We start from the raw sequence: 19,870 nt of genomic DNA on the forward strand, positions 1-19,870 counted from the left end.
CCGGCATTCGAAAAATAGGTCGAAGGTATTGGCCCACAGGCTGGGTAGAGGTTTTAAATGCAAGCTCTTATTCCGTCAACGAAGCATTTGCCTTTTAAATAGAACCGTTTGGAATATAAATAGAGCCAAGCCAAAATCGAGGGTCAACCGATGAGCAATGCCGCATTAGCCGTGAAACCCGTTACCCACGCACTGGATATCCACCCGGTGGCCGGCCGTATCGGCGCCCAAATCCGTGGCGTCACCCTGGGCGCAGACCTCTCGCCAGCCGTGATCGAGGCCATCCAGGCCGCGCTGGTGCAATACAAGGTGATCTTCTTTCGCGGGCAAACCCACCTGGACGACCAAAGCCAGGAAGCCTTCGCCCATCTGCTCGGCGAGCCGGTGGCGCACCCCACCGTGCCGGTGCGCGACGGCACCCGCTACCTGTTGCAACTGAGCGGTGCCGATGGCCAGCGCGCCAACTCCTGGCACACCGACGTGACCTTCGTAGACGCCTATCCCAAGGCCTCGATCCTGCGCTCGGTGATTGCCCCGACATCTGGTGGCGACACTGTGTGGGCGAACACGGCTGCGGCCTACAACGACCTGAGCGAAGACGTCCGTGCCCTGGCCGACAAACTGTGGGCCGTGCACAGCAACGAATATGACTACGCCGGCGCCAAGCCGAATGTCTCAGCCGAGCGCCTGGAAAGCTACCGCAAGGTCTTCACCTCCACCGTTTACGAAACCGAGCACCCGGTGGTGCGCGTGCACCCCATCAGCGGCGAGAAATCCCTGCTGCTGGGGCATTTCGTCAAGCGCATCAAGGGCTACTCGCAAACCGATTCCGCGCACTTGTTCGGCCTGCTGCAAAGCCACGTCACACGCCTGGAAAACACTGTGCGCTGGCGCTGGAGCGTGGGCGACGTGGCGATCTGGGATAACCGCTCCACCCAGCATTACGCGGTGGACGACTACGGCACCCAGGAGCGCATCGTGCGCCGGGTGACGTTGCAAGGTGAAGTGCCAGTGGGGGTGCAAGGGCAGCGCAGTGTCACCACCAAAGGGCGCGACTGATCCTTTCTCTGTAGGAGCGGATTCATCCGCGAAAAGGCCAACGCGGTGTCACAGGTATACCGAGGCGTGGCTTTCGCGGATGAATCCGCTCCTACAGAGTGGGGGGCTACCACACCCCGATCGGCACCATCTTCTCCTCTTCCGGTTCGCCATACCGAAACCGCTGCCCACGTACATCAATCTCTTGGTTGCTGATGGTGGTGCGGCGCTTCAACCCGCGCAGCCAATCGAACAGATACCCCTGATGCTCTTCGCGCACGGCTGAATAAGCCGGGTCTACGCCCAGGTCATGCAACTCTTGCGGGTCGTTCTGCAAATCAAACAGCTGCGGCCGGTAGCCGTCGTACGCCAGGTACTTGAAGCGTTCGCTGCGCACCATGTACATGCGGCAGCGGTCGATCGGTTGGGCCAGCCGTTCGCGGGCGGGGGCCTGGAAGGCGTAGTCGTATTCGGCGATGGCGTACTTGCGCCAGTTTGGCGTGGCGCCGTGCAGCAGCGGTACTAGCGAGCGACCTTCCAGGCGATGATCGGCGGCGGGCAGGCCCAACGCTTCCAGGAACGTCGGCAGTGCGTCGATGGTTTCGGCCAACCGGTCGTCCACGGTGCCTCGGGTGATATCTGCCGCTGGGCGCGGGTCGCGCACGATCAGTGGCACGCCCACCGCCTGCTCCAGCAGGAACTCCTTTTCGCCCAGGTAGTGGTCACCCAGGAAGTCGCCGTGGTCGCTGGTAAATACGATCAGGGTGTCATCCCAGCGGCCATTGCTTTGCAGGTAGTCGAACAAGCGCCCCAGTTGGTCGTCGACCTGCTTGATCAGGCCCATGTAGGTGGGGATCACGTTCAGGCGCACCTCCTCGCGGGAGAAGTTGCGGCTCTCTTCATGCTGGCGGAAAGCGGCGTATACCGGGTGGTCGCTGATCTGCGCAGGCTGCACGGCAGGCAGTACCTGCTCGGCGCCATACAGTGCGTGGTAGGGCGCGGGGGCGATGTAGGGCCAATGCGGCTTGATGTAGGACAGGTGCAGGCACCAAGGTTGCTCGCCCTGTTCGCCGATGAAGTCGATGGCACGATCGGTGGTGTAGACAGTTTCCGAGTGCTGCTCGGGCACGCGCGCTGGCAGGTGCGAGTGGCGCATCTTCCAGCCGCTGAGTATCTCGCCGTTTTCGCCGGCAGCGGCGTTGGCCCAGTCGTGCCATGGGTTTTTACCGGCGTAGCCGAGGCCGCGCAGGTAATGGGTATAGGGCGCCCCCTCGCGCTTGCCATCGAACACCGGGTCGTCGGGGAATAGGCCGTCATGACGGAAATAGGCCTCGAAACCGACCTCGTTGAGCTGCTGCGCCTGAACGCTGTCGGGGGCCATGGCCAAGCGCTGCTGGGCATCGCTGTTGGGCGTGGCGTGGGTTTTGCCGACCAGTGCGGTGCGGATGCCGGCCGGGCGCAAGTAGTCGCCGATGGTCAGCTCGTCCAGTGGCAGCGGCACGGCATTCCAGGCCACTTGATGGCTGCTCACGTAGCGGCCGGTGTAGGCCGACATCCGCGACGGGCCGCAGATGGTGCCCTGTGTGTAGGCCCGGCTGAAACGCACGCCGGCGGCGGCAAGGCGATCAATGTTGGGGGTGTGCAGGTGCGGGTGGCCGTAGCACGACAAATAGTCGCGACGCAGTTGGTCGCACATGATGTACAGCACGTTACGGACAGGCTTGGTCACGGGGCACCTCTAACGTTTTCAATCACGCTATTTCGAGGTGTTCAACCGGCAGCGGCAAGCGCATTCCCTGAATACTTGCCATGCAGGCGCTGCATCACACTGCCAGGTTTTCCAGGGCATAGGGCTCGTTGGCGATCTCTTGCTCATCGATTTGGCGGATCTCGGCGATCATCGCCTCGGCCAGCGGTGACAGCCGGTAACCGCTGCGGCTGACGATGCCGTAGCGGGTGTACAGCTCCTCGCAATTTTCGTCGAGGCCTTCGATGCGCAGCTTGACCAACTCACCCTTGGCCAAGTGCATGGCGTCGCCGTAGGAGCCGCTGATGCCGATGGCGTCCGAACGCAGCACCACGCCCAGTAGGCTGAAGCTGTTTTCGCATTCCACGTTGGGCACGAAGTCTTGCCGCCCGCACAGGTCGACGATCACCTTGCGCAGGTTGGGTGGGCGGATGCTGACGGCCAGCGGGTAACTGAACAGCGCTTGGGCACTGACGCTTTCCAACTGCGCCAGCGGGTGCCCGACGCGGCAGCAAAAGTGCCAGCGGCGTGGGCGCAGCCGCTGGGTGTGGTACTCCGGGTCGGCCTCGAAGTGGCGAGTATCGGCCACGAAGAACTCGAACTCCTCGGCCAGCAACCGCTTGTTCAGGCTGTGCCAGTCATCCACCTGGAACTGCACGCGCGCCTTGGGGTAGCGCCCGATAAAGCTGCCTACCGCCCGCGGAACCAACCCCGAAGCCGGTGCCGGGCCGCAGCCGAAGCGCAATTCCCCGGCCTCCAGGCCATTGAACTGACTGATCTCATTGCTCAGTTGGCGTGCGCCGCTGACCAGCCGACGTGCGTGTTCGAGCACCACCAGGCCCTGCTTGGTGGGGGCCAGGTCCTTGCGCCCACGGTCCACCAGTTGGCAGCCGACGCTGTGCTCCAGCGCCTGGATGCTGCGGCTGAACGCCGACTGGGAGAGGTTAACGGCCGCCGCGGCACCGACGAAGCTGCGGTGTTCGGCCAGGGCGATCAGGTGGCGAAGTTGGCGCAAGTCTATATGCATTTTTCACATAAAAAGTATCGGGCAAATGCATTTGCTCTGCCGCTGGTGGACTCCTTATAAAGGCAATCACTTATGCAGTAAATCTTTAGAAATACATAAATATATAACTGAAAGGAATATTCGGCGATCAACGCCGCATTCAGATTCCTTCACTCAGGAGCCGCTATGAACCAGTCCCGACCCATCTCCCCGATATCCTCAAGGCGACTCAAGCGTCTGCCGTTGGCCTTGATGCTGGCGGGTTGCGCTGGCTGGTCCCATGGCTACGCCGCCGACGAAACCACCAATACCGCAGAGCCCGCCGCTGCCACCAAGGCAAAGGCCGACGACGCGCACCTGAAGACCGTGACCGTGACTGCGCGGCGCCGCGAAGAAAGCTCGCAAAGCGTGCCCACGCCCATCAGTGTGGTCAGTGGCCAGGCGCTGGAAAGCCAGCGTGTGTACCGCATCCAGGACCTGCAGCAACTGACGCCCAGCCTCAACGTGGCCTACATGCATGCGCGCCAGTCCAGCATCTCGATCCGCGGCCTTGGCAACAACCCGGCCAGCGATGGCCTGGAAGGCAGCGTGGGGTTGTACATAGACAACGTCTACCTTGGCCGGCCAGGCATGGCCGTGTTCGACCTGATGGACATCGAGCAACTGGAAGTGCTACGCGGCCCGCAAGGCACGCTGTTCGGCAAGAACACCACGGCGGGGGTGATCAACATCAGCACCCGTCAGCCAACGTTCACCCCGGAGCGCAGCATCGAGACCTCGGTGGGGCAGGATGGCTATTTTCAAACCAAGGGCACTGTTTCCGGGCCGCTGACCGACGAGTTGGCCGGGCGCTTCTCGGCTTATCGCAGCCGCAGCGACGGCGACATCAAAAACGAATACGACGGCCATGACCTCAATGGCGGCTCGCGCGAAGGCTTTCGTGGCCAATTGCTGTTCAAGCCCAACGAAGACTTCAGCCTGCGCTTCATTGGCGACTACAACGAGGAAAGCTCCAGCGCCGGCACCCGCGTGCTGACCAGTACCGGGCCGACCATCAACGGCGTCAACCGTTACGAGTCTCGTGCCGCAGCGGCGGGCGCCACGTTGGTCGACGGCTCCGATCGCAAGGTCAACCTGGACAGTGATCAACGCGTGACCGTGCACCAGGGCGGCGGCTCGGTGGAAGCCAACTGGAAAATGCCCAACGATTTCACCCTGACCTCGGTCAGTTCCTACCGCTGGTGGGACTTTACCCCGCGCAACGACGACGGCCTGAATGTGCCGGTGTCGTACAACGCCGGCGTGTCAGTGGAAGACAAGCAGTGGTCACAGGAATTTCGCCTGGCCTCGCCCACCGGTGGCGCGTTCGACTACGTGCTGGGCGCCTACTACTTCGGCAACAAGCTGGACAACAAATCCTTCACCTACAACGGGCCGTTGGCCGATATCTGGAACGGCACGCCGGCCGGTGCGTTGGCCAACACCTCGAGCGTGGGCAAGGGCCACATCGAGACTAACAGCTTCGCGCTGTTTGCCCAGGGCACCTGGCACCTCACGCCGAAGCTGGACTTCACCGCCGGGATCCGCGGCACCTACGAAGAGAAAAGCGCTTGGGTGAACCGTAACGCGCCAGTCGGCGGCGCGGCCGTCACCGGCGCTGCGCTGACTGCGCGCAACGCCCGTTATGGCGCCTACGATTCCGGCGACTTGAGCCAGTACAGCGCCAGCCCCTCGGGCTTGCTGAACCTGAGCTACCACTTCACCGATGACGTGCTGGGTTACGCCACGCTGTCCCATGGTGAAAAATCCGGCGGGGTAAACCTGACTGTCGGTACCGCGCCAACGGCCGGCGCCGATTCGCTGCTGATCGGTACCGAACGCGCGAACAACCTGGAACTGGGGGTCAAGAGCACGCTGTGGGACAACCGCCTGCAACTTAACGGCAACCTGTTCTGGACCGAGGTGCACGGCTACCAGACCACCGCCTACGACGACGCCAACCGCGTGCAGTACCTCACCAACGCCGGTGCCGTGCGCTCGCGTGGCCTGGAATTGGAAAGCATCCTGGTGCCCATCCGTGGCCTGACCTTGAACCTCAATGGTTCATACAACGACGTGCGCTACACCTCCTACAAAGACGCGCCATGCCCGCCGGAAGTCAGCTTCCAGGCTGGTGCGCCGGCGTCGTGCGACCTGACCGGGCACCAGGTAGTGGGGGCTTCCAAGTACATCGCCAACGCCAACGGCGAATACAAGTGGAACTGGGATAACGGCCTGCAAGAGTACGTGACCGCCAGCTACGCCTACCGCTCCAAGGCCGTGGGTACGGTCGAGGATTCGGCATACGCGCAGATCCCGGGCTATGGCCTGGTCAACCTGTCCACCGGCTTTCGCGGCGACCTGGGCCAAGGCCAGTGGGACGTTTCGCTGTGGCTGAAAAACGCCTTTGACAAGACCTACTACACCACGCTCTGGAGCGAGGCCAACGGTGGCTACAGCGGCCTGCTGGGCAGCGAACGCACCCTGGGCCTGACCGGCCGCTACGACTTCTGATCGCCCCCATAAGGAACTTGAACATGCGAGTATTCAAAGCAGCTCTGCCACTGGCCATCGCCAGTGTTTTCGCAAGCCTTGCGGCCCAGGCTGCACCCAGTGTGTACCCCACTGGCGTGACCCGCTATGACCCGGCCAAGGCTTACAACCAGTATGTGATCTTCAGCGGCGCCGATAAGCAAACCCACCTGATCGACATGAACGGCAACGAGGTCAAAACCTGGCCCAAGGCCGGTTTCCCCTCGGCCATCATCGACCCCAAGCTGGTGGGCGGCGAGCGTGGCCATGTGTTGCTGCAACTGGCCGACAAGGACGCCGGCAAGCTCGGCTCGGCGGGCAACGGCCTGGGCAACCAGGCGGTCGGTGAGTTGGACTGGGACGGCAAAGTGGTGTGGCAATGGGGCGACAAGGCACCCGGTGGCGCCGCGCAGCAGCACCATGACCAACGCCGCCTGAGCAATGGCAACACCTTGGTGCTGGCCAACCGCGTGCACAAGGTGGACGGCTTCAAGGTGCCGGAGTTGATCGATGACGTGGTGTATGAGGTCAGCCCGCAAGGCGGGGTGAAATGGACCTGGCTTGCCAGCGAGCACCTCAACGAGTTCGGTTTTACCCCGGCGCAATTGAAGCTGGTACGCGCCACCAAGGACGCCGACTACCTGCACATCAATAACCTCAGCGTGGTGGGCCCCAACCAGTGGTTCGACGCCGGTGACAAGCGCTTTGCCCCCGACAACCTGCTGCTGGACTCACGCAACGCCAACTTCATCGCGATCATCGACAAGGCCAGCGGCAAGGTGGTCTGGCACCTGGGCCCGAACCTGCCGACCATCAACCCGAAAACCGCGCAGCAACTGCCGCGCCCGGTGGACCAGTTCGTCGGCCAGCATGACGCCCACATCATCCCGGCTGGCCTGCCGGGTGCGGGCCACCTGCTGGTGTTCGACAACCAGGGCACCGCTGGCTACCCCTCGGCACCGTTGGGCATGATCGCCGGCTCGCGGGTGCTGGAAATCGACCCCATCACCCGGCAAGTGGTGTGGCAGTACAGCGCGGCTAACTCCAAGCAGCCTAACTGGGCCTTCTACAGCTCGTTCATCAGCAGCGCGCGACGCTTGCCCAACGGCAACACGCTGATCGATGAAGGCATGAACGGGCGCTTTTTCCAGGTGACAGACAAGGGCGAGATCGTCTGGGAATACGTGAGCCCTTACCTGGGCAAGGCCCCTGGGGGCGAGGGCATCAGTAATTGGGTGTACCGCGCATTGCCGGTGAGCTACGACTGGGTACCCGCTGGCACGCCACGTTCGGAAACCGCTGTGATAGCGCCTGATGCGGCCATCAAGAACGCCAACGTCAGCCGCTAAGGCCCGGCCCAGAGCCCTCAAAACCCATGCCTTGGCCGAATATTTTGAATGCCGGCAAGGCATGGTGTTTTTGGCGCCGGGCGCAAAGCCTTGAGCCGCGTGGCTTTGCGCGATTTCCAAAAATTGATTATACGTTTTAGTTCTATCCATAACTTGAAAGATTACTTTCGGTGATAAGCAAGACGAGTCGATCATTCAACCCGTGAGGCCAGCCTCGACTTATCGCAGATGAAACGCAGGAGTTGAACAATGGGCAATGTCCAGACCGCAGCCAGTGCACAGCAAGCGCTATGGCGCCACGCACCCGGCGGCGAGTTGGTGGACCTGGGCCGAGCGCACCGCACGCCGCTGGGCCAGTCGCGGCTGCAAAGCACCCCCAAGGGCGTGCTGAGCCGTCGTGAAGGGATTCTGCTAGGTATTTTCGCGCTGGTGCTGCATGGCGCGGTGATCGTTTGGTTAAGCCAGAAGCCCGCCGCCGCGCTACCGATCGTACCGCCGGAAATTCCGCCGATGACCATCGAGTTTTCTGCCCCGACGCCGCCCGCGCCGCCACCACCTGAACCGGTGGTGCAACCGGTGGTAGAGCCACCACCGCCGGTGGAGGACGAGTTGGCGACCAAAAAGCCGCCCAAGCCGATCCCCAAGCCCAAGCCTAAGCCGGTACCCAAGCCTGAACCCAAACCGCTTCCCAAGCCGGTCGAGCAACCGCCTGCCCCACCACAGCCGGCCGCGCCACCCGCGCCGCCAGCCCCGCCCGCGCCCAAACCGGTGACCCCGGCTTCGGCCAACGCGGCGTACTTGAAGAACCCGGCGCCGGAATACCCGTCGCTGGCCCAGCGTCGCGGCTGGGAAGGCACGGTGTTGCTGCGGGTGCATGTATTGGCCACCGGCAAGCCGGGTGAAATCCAGATTCAGACCAGCAGTGGTCGCCAGCAACTCGACGACGCGGCACTGGCCGCCGTCAAGCGCTGGAGTTTCGTCCCTGCCAAGCAAGGCGATGTCGCCCAGGACGGCTGGGTCAGCGTCCCCATCGACTTCAAGATCCGCTAATTCGCGCTAACAGAAGGAATACATCATGAGTACTTTGGCTTCTCCTCTCCAATCCATCGAAGGCGCGGTGATCTGGCTGCTGGTGATTTTCTCGGTTGCTACCTGGGGCCTGGCATTGCTCAAGGGCTTTCAGTTCGCACGCCTGAAGAACCAGGACCGCCGCTTCCACAAACAATTCTGGGCCGCTTCAAGCCTTGATTCGGCGGCAGACCTTGCGCAAACCCAGCCCGGCGCCGCTGCCCGCGTGGCCCAGGCCGGCTATGCCGCCATCCAGGTAGGCGAGCCAGGCCATGCCACTGACCTCAGCCAGTCGATCAACCATCAGGACCGCCTGGAGCGCGCCCTGCGCCAACAGATCGTGCGTGAGCGCCGCTCGCTGGAAACCGGCTTGGCCGTGGTCGCCAGTATTGGTAGCACCTCGCCGTTCATCGGCCTGTTCGGTACCGTGTGGGGCATCATGGAAGCCCTCAAGGGTATCAGCGCGGCCGGCTCCGCCAGCCTGGAAACCGTGGCCGGCCCGATCGGTGCGGCACTGGTTGCCACCGGCGTGGGTATCGCGGTCGCGGTACCGGCGGTGCTGGTTTACAACTACTTCCTGCGCCGCCTGAAGCTGACCGCCGCCGACCTGGATGACTTCGCCCACGACTTCTACAGCCTGGCGCAAAAGAGCTCGTTCCGCGTGCTGGTGCACCCCACTGCCAACAAAGCCGCTCAAGGTGCAGCCGGGCAGAAAGTGAAGGAGGCGTCCTGACATGGCCTTTTCAACCCAGGACAGCGATGAAGTACTGAGTGAGATCAACGTGACGCCGTTGGTGGACGTGATGCTGGTACTGCTGGTGGTGTTTATCGTGACGGCGCCGCTGCTGACCAACTCGATCCCGATCAACCTGCCCAAGACCGAGGCCGTGGCTCCGGTGGAGCAAAAAGATCCGTTGGTCGTAAGTATCAACGGCGAAGGTAAATTGTTCATAAATAAAGACGAGATTCAGGCTGACCTGCTGGAAACCAACCTGCAGGCGGCCAAGACCAAGGACCCACAGGTGCGGGTGCAACTGCAGGCCGATGATGGCGTGAATTACGGCGCGGTGGCCAAGGCCATGGCGCAGATCGAAAAGGCGGGTATCACCAAGCTGTCGGTGATCACCGCGCGGTGAGGGTAGGCCGCATGGTTGCAAGGGTCACTCCTTAGGCAGGGGGTGGCCCTTTTTTTTTGGCTTAACCCCGCTCTGAACCAATGTGGGAGCAAGCCTTGCTTGCGATGGGCTTGCTTGGCGACTCAATAACGGCCACTACCGGCCGCCCGCGCGGCCTATCGCAAGCAAGCTTGCTCCCACATTTGCTGCAACGTGCCGCAGTCTGGTGGAGAGGCGTTGACTGCCTTGGGTGTACTGCAGGTGCATTTTTTAGGGCTTTGTGTGGGAGCAAGCTTGCTTGCGATGGACTTGGTTGGCGACTCAATAGCGGCCACTACCGGCCGCCCGCGCGGCCTATCGCAAGCAAGCTTGCTCCCACATTTGCTGCAACGTGCTGCAGTCTGGTGGAGAGGTGTTGACTGCCTTGGGTGTACTGCAGGTGCATTTTTTAGGGCTTTGTGTGGGAGCAAGCTTGCTTGCGATGGGCAGCTTGCTCCCACATTGGTCGCGCCGTACCGCATTTTGGTAACGCTGCGATATATCGTTATAAGTTATTAACAAATAGCTTCTTATTCCTTAACGAATATATGCGACGCCCCTATACTTTGCTCAAACGCAAACGATGCAGGAGGCGTATCCCATGCGCAACGAGTCTATCCGCTACCTGATTGTGCCGGGCTGGCAGGGTTCGCCACAGGATCACTGGCAAACCCATTGGCAGGACAGCCTGCCCAACAGTACCCGCGTGGAACAGGCCGATTGGATGGTGCCGCAACGCCGCGACTGGGTGGCGGCACTCGACGAAGCGGTGGACGCTGCCGATACGCCGGTGATCCTGATCGCCCATAGCCTGGGCTGCGTGACGGTTGCCCACTGGGCCGAGCAAGCCACACGTAGCGCCTTGCGCAAGGTGCATGGCGCTTTGCTGGTCGCCCCTGCGGACGTCGAGCGGCCGAACTGCCCGCCGGCATTGCAGAACTTTGCGCCGATTCCTCGCCACCTGCTGCCTTTCCCAAGCCAGGTGGTGGCCTCGGATAACGACCCGGCCATCAGTGCGCCGCGGGCGTTGCAACTGGCCCGTGACTGGGGCGCCGAAGCCGGCATCCTGGCCGGGGGCGGGCACATCAACGTCAAGTCCGGGCACCGCCGTTGGGAGCAGGGTTTTGCTTACCTGTATCGCCTGCAAAGCCGCCTGGAACAGCATTCCCTGCGCCGCGCCTGATCACTCGCGCCGCGCTTTATTCTAAAAACGCCCAGGCCCCTCATAGCCTGGGCGGGAGTTTTGCCATGAACTTGCATGAATCGTTTGGCCAGCCCTTGCTGACCTTTCCCGACGCCGACAAAAGCCCGCTGAGCATCCGCGCCAAAGCCCTGGTGTTCGTTGACCCGCGCTCGCGGCAACTTCGCGAAGACCTTGAGCAATTGGCCCCGCGCGCCTTGCCGGTGTTGATCCGCGGTGAGTCCGGTACTGGCAAGGAATTGTTGGCGCGGCACATTCACCGCGCCAGTGATCGGGGCGGCTTGTTCGTGTCGGTCAATTGCGGTGCCATCAGCCCCACCTATGCCGATGCCGAGTTGTTTGGCTACACCGCCGGCAGCCATAGCGTTTCGGCCAGCAGCCGCGCCGGCTGGTTCGGCTCGGCCAATGGCGGCACGTTGTACCTGGATGAAATCGGTGATCTGCCGCTGGCGATTCAGACCAAGCTGCTGGCGGCGTTGGAAAACCATGAGGTGACTCGCGTTGGCGCTTCCCAGCCCAGCCCGGTCGACGTTCGCCTTGTGGCAGCTTCGAGCATCGACCTGGCCCAGGCAGTGGCCGCGGGCAACTTCAACGAGCGCCTGTTCAATTACCTGAGCGAAGGGAGCCTGGACCTGCCGGCATTGCGCGAGCGGGCCGGGGACATCCTCTCGCTGGCCGAATATTTCGTCGGCATTTACAGCCAGCGCCTGAGCCTGCCAGTGCCCTTGATCAGCGAGGCAGCCCAGTCAGTGTTGGAGCGTTATAGTTGGCCGGGCAATACTCGTGAGCTTGAAAACGTCATTCACTTTGCCCTGCTGGTAAGCAGCGGCGACGAGATTCTGCCGGAACACTTGAACTTGCCCGACAGCGCAGAGCCTTTGGACGAGATTGAGCGCACGCTGGCGAAAATTTTCGCCCAAGCCTCTGGTTCGCAGCTTTCGGGGCTCAAGGCGGTGTTGGACAGTGCCGCGTTGCGTTTGGCGCAACAGGGGTACTAGTTGCATGCACCGGGCGCCGAGATGGCGTTTTGCCGGGTTTTGATCAAAAAGGCATAAGCAGCTAAATAAAAGATATTGTCTTGGTATAAAAATAATCGGTATTGTCCGCCCCAAGCCAGCCCTCAAGTCGCTGGCACCCCACACGATTAAGGACATTGCATGAAAAAGGCCCTGTTGTTCACTGCCCTGGCAGCCGCGCTGTCGATCGGCGGTTTTGCCAACGCCAACGAGAAACTGGTGGTCGCTGCCACTCCGGTCCCGCACGCGGAAATTCTGGAGCTGATCAAGCCTACCCTGGCCAAAGAAGGCGTGGACCTGGAAATCAAGGTGTTCACCGACTACGTTCAGCCTAACGTGCAGGTAGACCAGAAGCGTCTGGACGCCAACTACTTCCAGACCCTGCCGTACCTGAAGAACTTCAACGAAGGCAAGGGCACCAACCTTGTGACCGTGGTCGGCGTGCACGTCGAACCCTTCGGCGGCTACTCCAAGAAAATCAAGTCGCTGTCAGAGCTCAAAGACGGCGCTACCGTGGCCATCCCGAACGAAGGCAGCAACAGCGGCCGTGCCTTGCTGCTGCTGCAGAAAGCTGGCTTGATCACCCTGAAAGATCCAAAGAACGCACTGGCCACGCCTAAAGACATTGCCGAGAACCCGAAGCACCTGAAGTTCAAGGAGCTGGAATCGGCCATGCTGCCGCGCGCCCTCGACCAGGTTGACCTGGACATGATCAACACCAACTACGCCCTGGACGCTGGCCTGAACCCAGCCAAGGACGCCCTGCTGATCGAAGGCGCCGACTCGCCGTACGTGAACTACCTGGTTGCCCGCCCGGACAACAAGGACAGCGACGCCATGAAGAAACTGGCCGCCGCCCTGACCAGCCCGGAAGTGAAAGCCTTCATCGCCAAGAAGTACAACGGCGCGGTACTGCCAGCGTTCTGATACGCAGGCACACCTGTTTCAACGCCGACGGCTGGTACAGCGTCGGCGTTTTTTATTGCCCGGCTTTTACCGCACGGCGCAGGGCGGCCAGCAGCTTGAGGGCTTCTTTGGGGTCGAGTTTTTTCAGAGAAGGAGTGTTGTTCATTTTTATCTTCCTTGAGGGTAAAAAAGGCCAAGAAAGATTTGGGCAGCAAGGGCTCAGAAAAGATCCGTGGGTGGCGGGAAATATTTGGATCCGCGTGAGGGCAAAAGGGCACGCACTCAATCCGGCCAATGCCACACCGGCTCATCCAGTATCCCTTGGCCAACGATCTCCGTCTGCCCCAGCGTCTTCTGCAAGCGGATGGCATTGCACTCCGGGTCTTGCTCCAGTGCCGCGATCAGCCGGCTGGCGTGGGACACCACCCATACCTGGCAGCGCTGCGAGGCCAGGATGATCAGACGGGCAAGGGCCGGCAGCAGGTCCGGGTGCAGGCTGGTTTCCGGTTCGTTGAGCACCATCATCGTCGGTGGGCGGGGGGTTAGCAGGGCGGCCACCAGCAGCAGGTAGCGCAAGGTGCCGTCGGACAGCTCGGCGGCCGAGAGGGGGCGCAGCAGGCCGTGTTGATAAAACTCCACGGCGAAGTGGCCGCCCAGTTCAGCACTAATCTTCAGGGTGCAGCCCGGAAAGGCATCGCTGATCGCCTGATGCAAAGCCTCGGGGTCGCCGATTTCAACGATGGTTTGCAAGGCGGCCGGCAGGTCGCGGCCGTCGTGGTGCAGCACGGGCGTGCGGGTGCCGATTTGCGTGCGGCGCGCCGGGGCTTCGGCGTCGGTGCGAAAGTGGTCGTAAAAGCGCCAGCCACGAATGTGCTCGCGCAGCATCAGCACTTCGGGCGAACCGCGCAGGCTGCCAACTTGGTCGAACAGGCTGTCGAAGGTCGGCGTGTGCTGCGCCAGCACATCCCAGCCGCGGCCTTCACGTGCGCGGATCATGGGGCCTGCGCGGTCTACCAATAGGCTGGCGCGGCGGTACGCGGCGCCGGCCCAGATGCACTCGCGCTTGATCTCCGGGTCCAGGGCAAAGGCCGAGAGGTTCATGGGCGGGGGCGGTTCGGGCAGGCCTAGCGAGATCGCGTAGCTGAAGTCTTCGGCGGCGAAGCCCAGGCGAAGGCGCGAAACCTTTTTGCGCGGCCCGCCACCCTGCACCGGCACTTCGCCGCTGAGCATGCGCCGGCTGATTGCCTCAGGCCCTGCCCAGAAGGTCGAATCCAGCCCGCCTTCGCGCGCCAAGGCGTTCACCACACCGCCTTGGGCGGTCTCCGCCAGCAGCCGCAGGGCCTTGTACAGGTTGGATTTGCCGCTGCCATTGGGCCCGGTGATCAGGTTCAAACGCCCAAGGGGCATCACCAACTGGTTGATGGAGCGGTAGTGGGCCACGGCCAGGGTCGAAAGCATTGATCTGCGTCCATGCGCGGTAAGTGCAAGGTATTGAACTATAACAGCGGTTGGGACTGGAACCCTGAACTACGCTGACAGTCGCATGTTCACCGAGCCGAAGCACACGCAAAGGAGCCTGCATGGCTGCTCTTGGATGGAAGTACCTCGCAGGCCTGAGCGTGATCGCTTTGTTGGCCGCTTGCGGCGACAAGAAACCCGCGCAACCCGAGCACCCGCGCGTGCGCGTGCAGGAAGTCGAGACCAGCCAGTTTGCGGCTGCGGTCAACCTGACCGGCGATGTCCAGGCGCGGGTGCAAACCCAGCTGTCGTTCCGCGTGGGTGGCAAGATCATCCAGCGCATGGTCGACGTGGGTGATCGGGTGTCGGCCCGCCAGGTGCTGGCCAAGCTCGACCCCAAGGACCTGCAGACCAACGTCGATTCGGCCAAGGCTTCGGTGTTCGCCGAGCAGGCGCGGGTCAAACAGACCAGCGCAGCTTTTGTGCGCCAGCAAAAACTGCTGCCCAAGGGTTACACCAGCCGCAGCGAATACGATTCGGCCGAAGCCGCCTTGCGTAGCAGCCAAAGCGCGCTGGCCGCGGCCAACGCCCAACTGGCCAGCGCCCGCGAGCAATTGAGCTACACCGACCTTGTGGCCGAGGCGCCGGGGGTGATTACCGCGCGCCAGGCCGAGGTCGGCCAAGTGGTGCAGGCCACGGTGCCGATCTTCAGCCTGGCCCGCGACGGTGATCGCGATGCGGTGTTCAACGTTTATGAATCGCTGTTCGTCGACCCTCCGACCGACCAGCGCGTGCCGGTCAGCCTGCTTGAAGACGCCACGGTGAAAACCATGGGCACCGTGCGCGAAGTCACCCCGGCGGTGTCGGCGCAAACCGGCACTTTGCAAGTCAAGGTCACCCTGGACAGCCTGCCGCCGGGCATGCAACTGGGCTCGGTAGTCAGCGGTGCACTCAGTGGCCCCACCAGCCCTAGCGTCGAGTTGCCCTGGTCGGCGCTGACCAAGGACTTGAGCGAGCCAGCGGTGTGGGTGGTGGATGCTCAAGACAAGGTCAACCTGCACAAGGTCACCGTGGCCCGTTACCTGACGGGCAAGGTGGTGATCAGTGGCGGCTTGCAGGCGGGTGAGAAAGTGGTGGTGGCCGGGGGGCAGTTGCTGCACCCGGAGATGCAGGTTGAAATCGCCGAACAAACGCCACAGAACAAGGACGCCAAACAATGAGTCGCCGGTCATGGCTGTTGCTGGGCGGCCTGTTGCTCGGCGCCTGTTCCAAAGAGCCGCCACCGCCTGAGCCCGTGCGCCCGGTGCTGTCGGTGCAGGTGCAGTCCCAGGACCTGGCGCAGTTGGGGCGCTTTGCCGGGAACATCCAGGCGCGCTACGAAAGCACCCTGGGCTTTCGCGTGTCAGGGCGCATCGCGGCGCGCCAGGTCGACGTAGGCAGCGAGGTAAAAAAGGGCGACCTGCTCGCCACCCTTGACCCCACCGACCTGCAGAACCAATTGCGCTCAAGCCAGGGTGACCTGGCCAGGGTCCAGGCGCAGTTCATCAACGCCCAGGCCAATGCCCGCCGGCAACAGGAATTATTCGACCGTGGCGTGGGCGCCCAGGCTCAGTTGGACGTGGCGCAAACCGACCTGAAAACCTCCCAGGCCTCACTTGACCAGGCCAAGGCCGCGGTCAACCAAAGCAAGGACCAGTTGAGTTACAGCGAGCTGCGTACCGACCACGATGCAGTCGTCACCGAATGGAAGGTCGAAGCCGGCCAGGTGGTCAGTGCCGGGCAGGAAGTGGTCACGCTGGCGCGCCCGGACATCAAGGAAGCGGTAATCGACCTGCCGGCGGGCATGGCCGAGCAATTGCCCGCCGACGTGAAGTTCCAGGTAGCGGCGCAATTGGACCCTGCCATCAACACCAGCGCGACCTTGCGTGAACTCGAACCCCAGGCCGACAGCGCCACGCGCACCCGCCGCGCTCGGCTGACACTGGCCGATACCCCGGCAGGCTTTCGCCTGGGCACGGCCATCAGCGTAACCCTGAGCTCTGCCATTGAGCCGCGCATCGAATTGCCGACCAGTGCCGTGCAGCAGGTCGACGGCCACGCGCAGATTTGGGTGATCGATGCGCAGAACCAGACCGTTGCACCGCGTGTGGTCAAGGTGTTGAGCCAGGCCGATGACCGAGTTGTGGTCAGCGCTGGGGTCAAGAGCGGCGAGCGGGTGGTCAGTGCGGGCGTGAACAGCCTGAAGCCAGGCCAGAAAGTAAAAGTCGATGAGGAAAGCCCGCGATGAAAGGGAGTTTCAACCTGTCCGAATGGGCCATCAAGCACCAGTCGTTTGTCTGGTACCTCATGTTCGTCGCGCTGTTGATGGGGGTGTTCTCCTACCTCAACCTGGGCCGTGAAGAAGACCCTAAGTTCACCATCAAGACCATGGTGATCCAGACCCGCTGGCCGGGCGCGACCCAGGACGAGACCCTCAAGCAGGTCACCGACCGCATCGAGAAAAAGCTCGAGGAGCTGGACTCCCTGGATTACGTGAAAAGCTATACCCGCCCAGGCGAATCCACGGTGTTCGTGTACCTGCGCGACACCACCAACGCCAAGGCCATCCCAGAGATCTGGTACCAGGTTCGCAAGAAGATCGACGACATCCGTGGCAGCTTCCCTCAAGGCCTGCAAGGGCCGGCGTTCAACGACGAGTTCGGTGACGTGTACGGCTCGATCTATGCGTTTACCGCCGACGGCTTGAGCATGCGCCAGTTGCGCGACTACGTGGAGCAGGTCCGCGCCGAGATTCGCGATGTGCCAAACCTGGGCAAGGTCGAGATGATCGGCCAGCAGGACGAAGTGCTGTACCTGAATTTCTCCACGCGCAAACTGGCCGCGCTGGGCATCGACCAGCGCCAGGTGGTGCAAGCACTGCAGGCACAGAACGCGGTGACCCCCGCAGGGGTGATCGAGGCCGGGCCGGAACGAATCTCGGTGCGTACCTCTGGGCAGTTCACTTCGCAGAAGGACTTGGCCGCGGTTAACCTCAGGCTCAATGACCGTTTCTATCGCCTGGCCGACGTGGCCGACATCAGCCGTGGCTACGTCGACCCGCCCTCGCCAATGTTCCGTTTCAACGGCCAGCCGGCCATTGGGCTGGCCATTGCCATGCGCGATGGTGGCAACATCCAGGCCTTCGGCAAGGACCTGCATGCACGCATGAATTCGCTCACCGCCGACCTGCCAGTGGGCGTGGGCGTGCACAACGTGTCCGACCAGGCCGAGGTGGTCGAGGAGGCCGTCGGCGGCTTTACCAGCGCTTTGTTCGAGGCGGTGATCATCGTGCTGGTGGTCAGCTTCGTCAGCCTGGGCGTGCGCGCCGGGCTGGTGGTGGCGTGCTCGATCCCGCTGGTACTGGCCATGGTGTTCGTGTTCATGGAGTACAGCGGCATCACCATGCAGCGGATTTCCCTGGGGGCGTTGATCATCGCCCTGGGGCTGTTGGTGGACGACGCGATGATCACCGTGGAGATGATGGTCACGCGCCTGGAGCTGGGGGACTCCAAGGAAGAGGCGGCTACCTTTGCCTATCACTCCACGGCGTTCCCGATGCTGACCGGCACCCTGGTCACGGTGGCAGGCTTTGTGCCCATCGGTTTGAACGCCAGCTCGGCGGGCGAATACACCTTCACCCTGTTCGCGGTAATCGCCGTGGCCATGCTGGTGTCGTGGGTGGTGGCGGTGCTGTTCGCGCCGGTGATCGGCGTGCACATCCTCAGCCAGAACATCAAGAAGCATTCCGATGAGCCCGGGCGCATCGGTAAGGTGTTTAACCATGGCCTGCTGTTTTCCATGCGCCACCGCTGGACCACGATCATCTTCACGGTCGTGATCTTTGCCCTGTCGGTGTTCTGCATGCGCTTCGTGCAAAACCAGTTTTTCCCTTCCTCCGACCGCCCCGAGATTCTCGTCGACCTGAACCTGCCGCAAAACGCCTCGATTGCCGAAACCCAAAAGGCGGTCGACCGCCTGGAAGCCACGCTCAAGGGCGACCCGGACATTGTGCGCTGGAGCACCTACATTGGCGAAGGCGCCATTCGTTTCTACCTGCCGCTGGACCAGCAATTGGAGAACCCCTACTACGCCCAATTGGTGATCGTCAGCAAGGGCCTGGAGGAGCGCGGTGCGTTGATGGAGCGCTTGCGCAAACGCCTGCGACAAGATTTCGTCGGTGTCGGCAGCTACGTGCAGGCGCTGGAGATGGGCCCACCGGTGGGGCGGCCGATCCAGTATCGGGTCAGCGGTGAAAACATCGACCAAGTGCGCAGGCATGCCATTGACCTGGCGACCCTGCTGGACAAGAACCAACACATTGGCGAGATGATTTACGACTGGAACGAGCCAGGCAAGGTGCTGCGCATCGACATCGCCCAGGACAAGGCCCGCCAGTTGGGGCTGTCTTCCGAAGACGTGGCCAAGTTGATGAACAGTATCGTCAGCGGCTCGGCGGTGACCCAGGTCAACGATGATATTTACCTGGTGAACGTGGTGGGGCGCGCCGAAGATGCCGAGCGCGGCTCGCCAGACACCCTGCAAAACCTGCAGATCGTCACGCCCAGTGGCACCTCGATTCCGCTGCTGGCCTTCGCCACCGTGCGCTATGAGCTTGAACAACCGTTGGTGTGGCGCCGCGACCGCAAGCCGACCATCACCCTCAAGGCGGCGGTGCGCGACGAGATCCAGCCCACCGACCTGGTCAAGCAGCTCAAGCCACAGATCGATAAATTCGCCGCCGGCCTGCCCGCTGGCTACAAGGTCGCCACCGGCGGCACCGTGGAAGAAAGCGGCAAGGCGCAGGGGCCGATCGCCAAGGTGGTACCGTTGATGATCTTCCTGATGGCGACGTTCCTGATGATCCAGCTGCACAGCGTGCAGAAGATGTTCCTGGTAGCGAGCGTGGCGCCCTTGGGCCTGATCGGCGTGGTGCTGGCGCTGGTGCCCACCGGCACGCCGATGGGCTTCGTGGCGATCCTGGGGATATTGGCGCTGATCGGCATCATCATCCGCAACTCGGTGATTTTGGTGACCCAGATCGACCTCTATGAGAAGGACGGCTACGAGCCATGGGACGCCGTGATGCAAGCCACCCAGCACCGCCGCCGGCCAATCCTGCTGACCGCTGCGGCGGCCAGCCTGGGCATGATCCCCATCGCCCGCGAAGTGTTCTGGGGCCCGATGGCCTACGCCATGATCGGCGGCATCATCGTGGCAACGGTGCTGACGCTGATGTTCCTGCCGGCGCTTTATGTGGCTTGGTACAAGATCAAGGAGCCTAGTGAGGCCGAGCGCAATAAGGCGTTATAGCGCGCAG

Annotated in this window: 15 protein-coding genes; 12 read left to right on the forward strand and 3 right to left on the reverse strand. The window is 62.4% G+C overall.

Annotation, left to right across the window (positions count from 1 at the left end; translation table 11 throughout):
• Positions 1 to 150 precede the first annotated feature (150 nt).
• Positions 151 to 1,059 (forward strand): TauD/TfdA dioxygenase family protein, encoded by a 909-nt coding sequence (locus L9B60_RS12440; RefSeq protein ID WP_249679024.1) that lies wholly within the window; start codon positions 151 to 153, stop codon positions 1,057 to 1,059.
• A gap of 106 nt (positions 1,060 to 1,165) precedes the next feature.
• Here the strand turns inward: L9B60_RS12440 and L9B60_RS12445 are convergent, their stop codons facing one another.
• The gene (locus tag L9B60_RS12445) at positions 1,166 to 2,767 is read right to left on the reverse strand and encodes an alkaline phosphatase family protein (RefSeq protein ID WP_283780611.1); all 1,602 of its coding nucleotides are present in this window, start codon (positions 2,765 to 2,767) and stop codon (positions 1,166 to 1,168) included.
• Between the two features lie 94 nt (positions 2,768 to 2,861).
• Positions 2,862 to 3,812, reverse strand: a complete 951-nt coding sequence (locus L9B60_RS12450) for a LysR family transcriptional regulator (protein ID WP_249679026.1) — start codon at positions 3,810 to 3,812, stop codon at positions 2,862 to 2,864.
• A gap of 165 nt (positions 3,813 to 3,977) precedes the next feature.
• On the opposite strand from L9B60_RS12450, the gene L9B60_RS12455 reads away from it, so the two are divergent.
• From L9B60_RS12455 to L9B60_RS12490, 8 genes are all read left to right on the forward strand, one after another.
• Positions 3,978 to 6,344 (forward strand): TonB-dependent receptor, encoded by a 2,367-nt coding sequence (locus tag L9B60_RS12455; protein ID WP_249679028.1) that lies wholly within the window; start codon positions 3,978 to 3,980, stop codon positions 6,342 to 6,344.
• Between the two features lie 23 nt (positions 6,345 to 6,367).
• Positions 6,368 to 7,711, forward strand: a complete 1,344-nt coding sequence (locus L9B60_RS12460) for an aryl-sulfate sulfotransferase (protein ID WP_249679037.1) — start codon at positions 6,368 to 6,370, stop codon at positions 7,709 to 7,711.
• Positions 7,712 to 7,960: 249 nt separating this feature from the next.
• On the forward strand, positions 7,961 to 8,761 hold the full coding sequence (locus L9B60_RS12465) for an energy transducer TonB (RefSeq protein ID WP_249679038.1): 801 nt from the start codon (positions 7,961 to 7,963) through the stop codon (positions 8,759 to 8,761).
• 25 nt (positions 8,762 to 8,786) lie between these two features.
• A complete protein-coding gene (locus L9B60_RS12470) occupies positions 8,787 to 9,512 on the forward strand; it encodes a MotA/TolQ/ExbB proton channel family protein (protein WP_249679040.1) in 726 nt (241 codons plus the stop codon).
• Between the two features lies 1 nt (position 9,513).
• The gene (locus tag L9B60_RS12475) at positions 9,514 to 9,915 is read left to right on the forward strand and encodes an ExbD/TolR family protein (protein ID WP_249679042.1); all 402 of its coding nucleotides are present in this window, start codon (positions 9,514 to 9,516) and stop codon (positions 9,913 to 9,915) included.
• Between the two features lie 619 nt (positions 9,916 to 10,534).
• Positions 10,535 to 11,116 carry an alpha/beta hydrolase gene (locus L9B60_RS12480; protein WP_249679044.1) on the forward strand — a complete coding sequence of 194 codons (582 nt, stop codon included), beginning with the start codon at positions 10,535 to 10,537 and terminating at the stop codon, positions 11,114 to 11,116.
• Between the two features lie 65 nt (positions 11,117 to 11,181).
• Positions 11,182 to 12,132: a sigma 54-interacting transcriptional regulator gene (locus tag L9B60_RS12485; RefSeq protein WP_249679046.1), complete on the forward strand. Its 951-nt coding sequence runs from the start codon at positions 11,182 to 11,184 to the stop codon at positions 12,130 to 12,132.
• 159 nt (positions 12,133 to 12,291) lie between these two features.
• Positions 12,292 to 13,077, forward strand: a complete 786-nt coding sequence (locus L9B60_RS12490) for a MetQ/NlpA family ABC transporter substrate-binding protein (protein ID WP_249679048.1) — start codon at positions 12,292 to 12,294, stop codon at positions 13,075 to 13,077.
• Between the two features lie 261 nt (positions 13,078 to 13,338).
• Here the strand turns inward: L9B60_RS12490 and L9B60_RS12495 are convergent, their stop codons facing one another.
• On the reverse strand, positions 13,339 to 14,514 hold the full coding sequence (locus L9B60_RS12495) for an AAA family ATPase (RefSeq protein ID WP_249679050.1): 1,176 nt from the start codon (positions 14,512 to 14,514) through the stop codon (positions 13,339 to 13,341).
• Between the two features lie 122 nt (positions 14,515 to 14,636).
• Between L9B60_RS12495 and L9B60_RS12500 the strand changes: the two genes are divergently transcribed.
• The 3 genes from L9B60_RS12500 to L9B60_RS12510 are packed head-to-tail and all read left to right on the forward strand — an operon-like array spanning position 14,637 to position 19,863.
• Positions 14,637 to 15,734 (forward strand): efflux RND transporter periplasmic adaptor subunit, encoded by a 1,098-nt coding sequence (locus tag L9B60_RS12500; protein WP_249679051.1) that lies wholly within the window; start codon positions 14,637 to 14,639, stop codon positions 15,732 to 15,734.
• Positions 15,731 to 16,801 (forward strand): efflux RND transporter periplasmic adaptor subunit, encoded by a 1,071-nt coding sequence (locus tag L9B60_RS12505; protein ID WP_249679052.1) that lies wholly within the window; start codon positions 15,731 to 15,733, stop codon positions 16,799 to 16,801. Before L9B60_RS12500 ends, L9B60_RS12505 begins: the two co-directional genes overlap by 4 nt.
• Complete coding sequence (locus tag L9B60_RS12510) at positions 16,798 to 19,863, forward strand: efflux RND transporter permease subunit (RefSeq protein ID WP_249679053.1); 3,066 nt, start codon at positions 16,798 to 16,800, stop codon at positions 19,861 to 19,863. The genes L9B60_RS12505 and L9B60_RS12510 overlap by 4 nt, the downstream gene beginning before the upstream one ends.
• The last annotated feature ends 7 nt before the right edge of the window (positions 19,864 to 19,870 follow it).

The organism is Pseudomonas abieticivorans (assembly GCF_023509015.1).
GTDB lineage: Bacteria > Pseudomonadota > Gammaproteobacteria > Pseudomonadales > Pseudomonadaceae > Aquipseudomonas > Aquipseudomonas abieticivorans.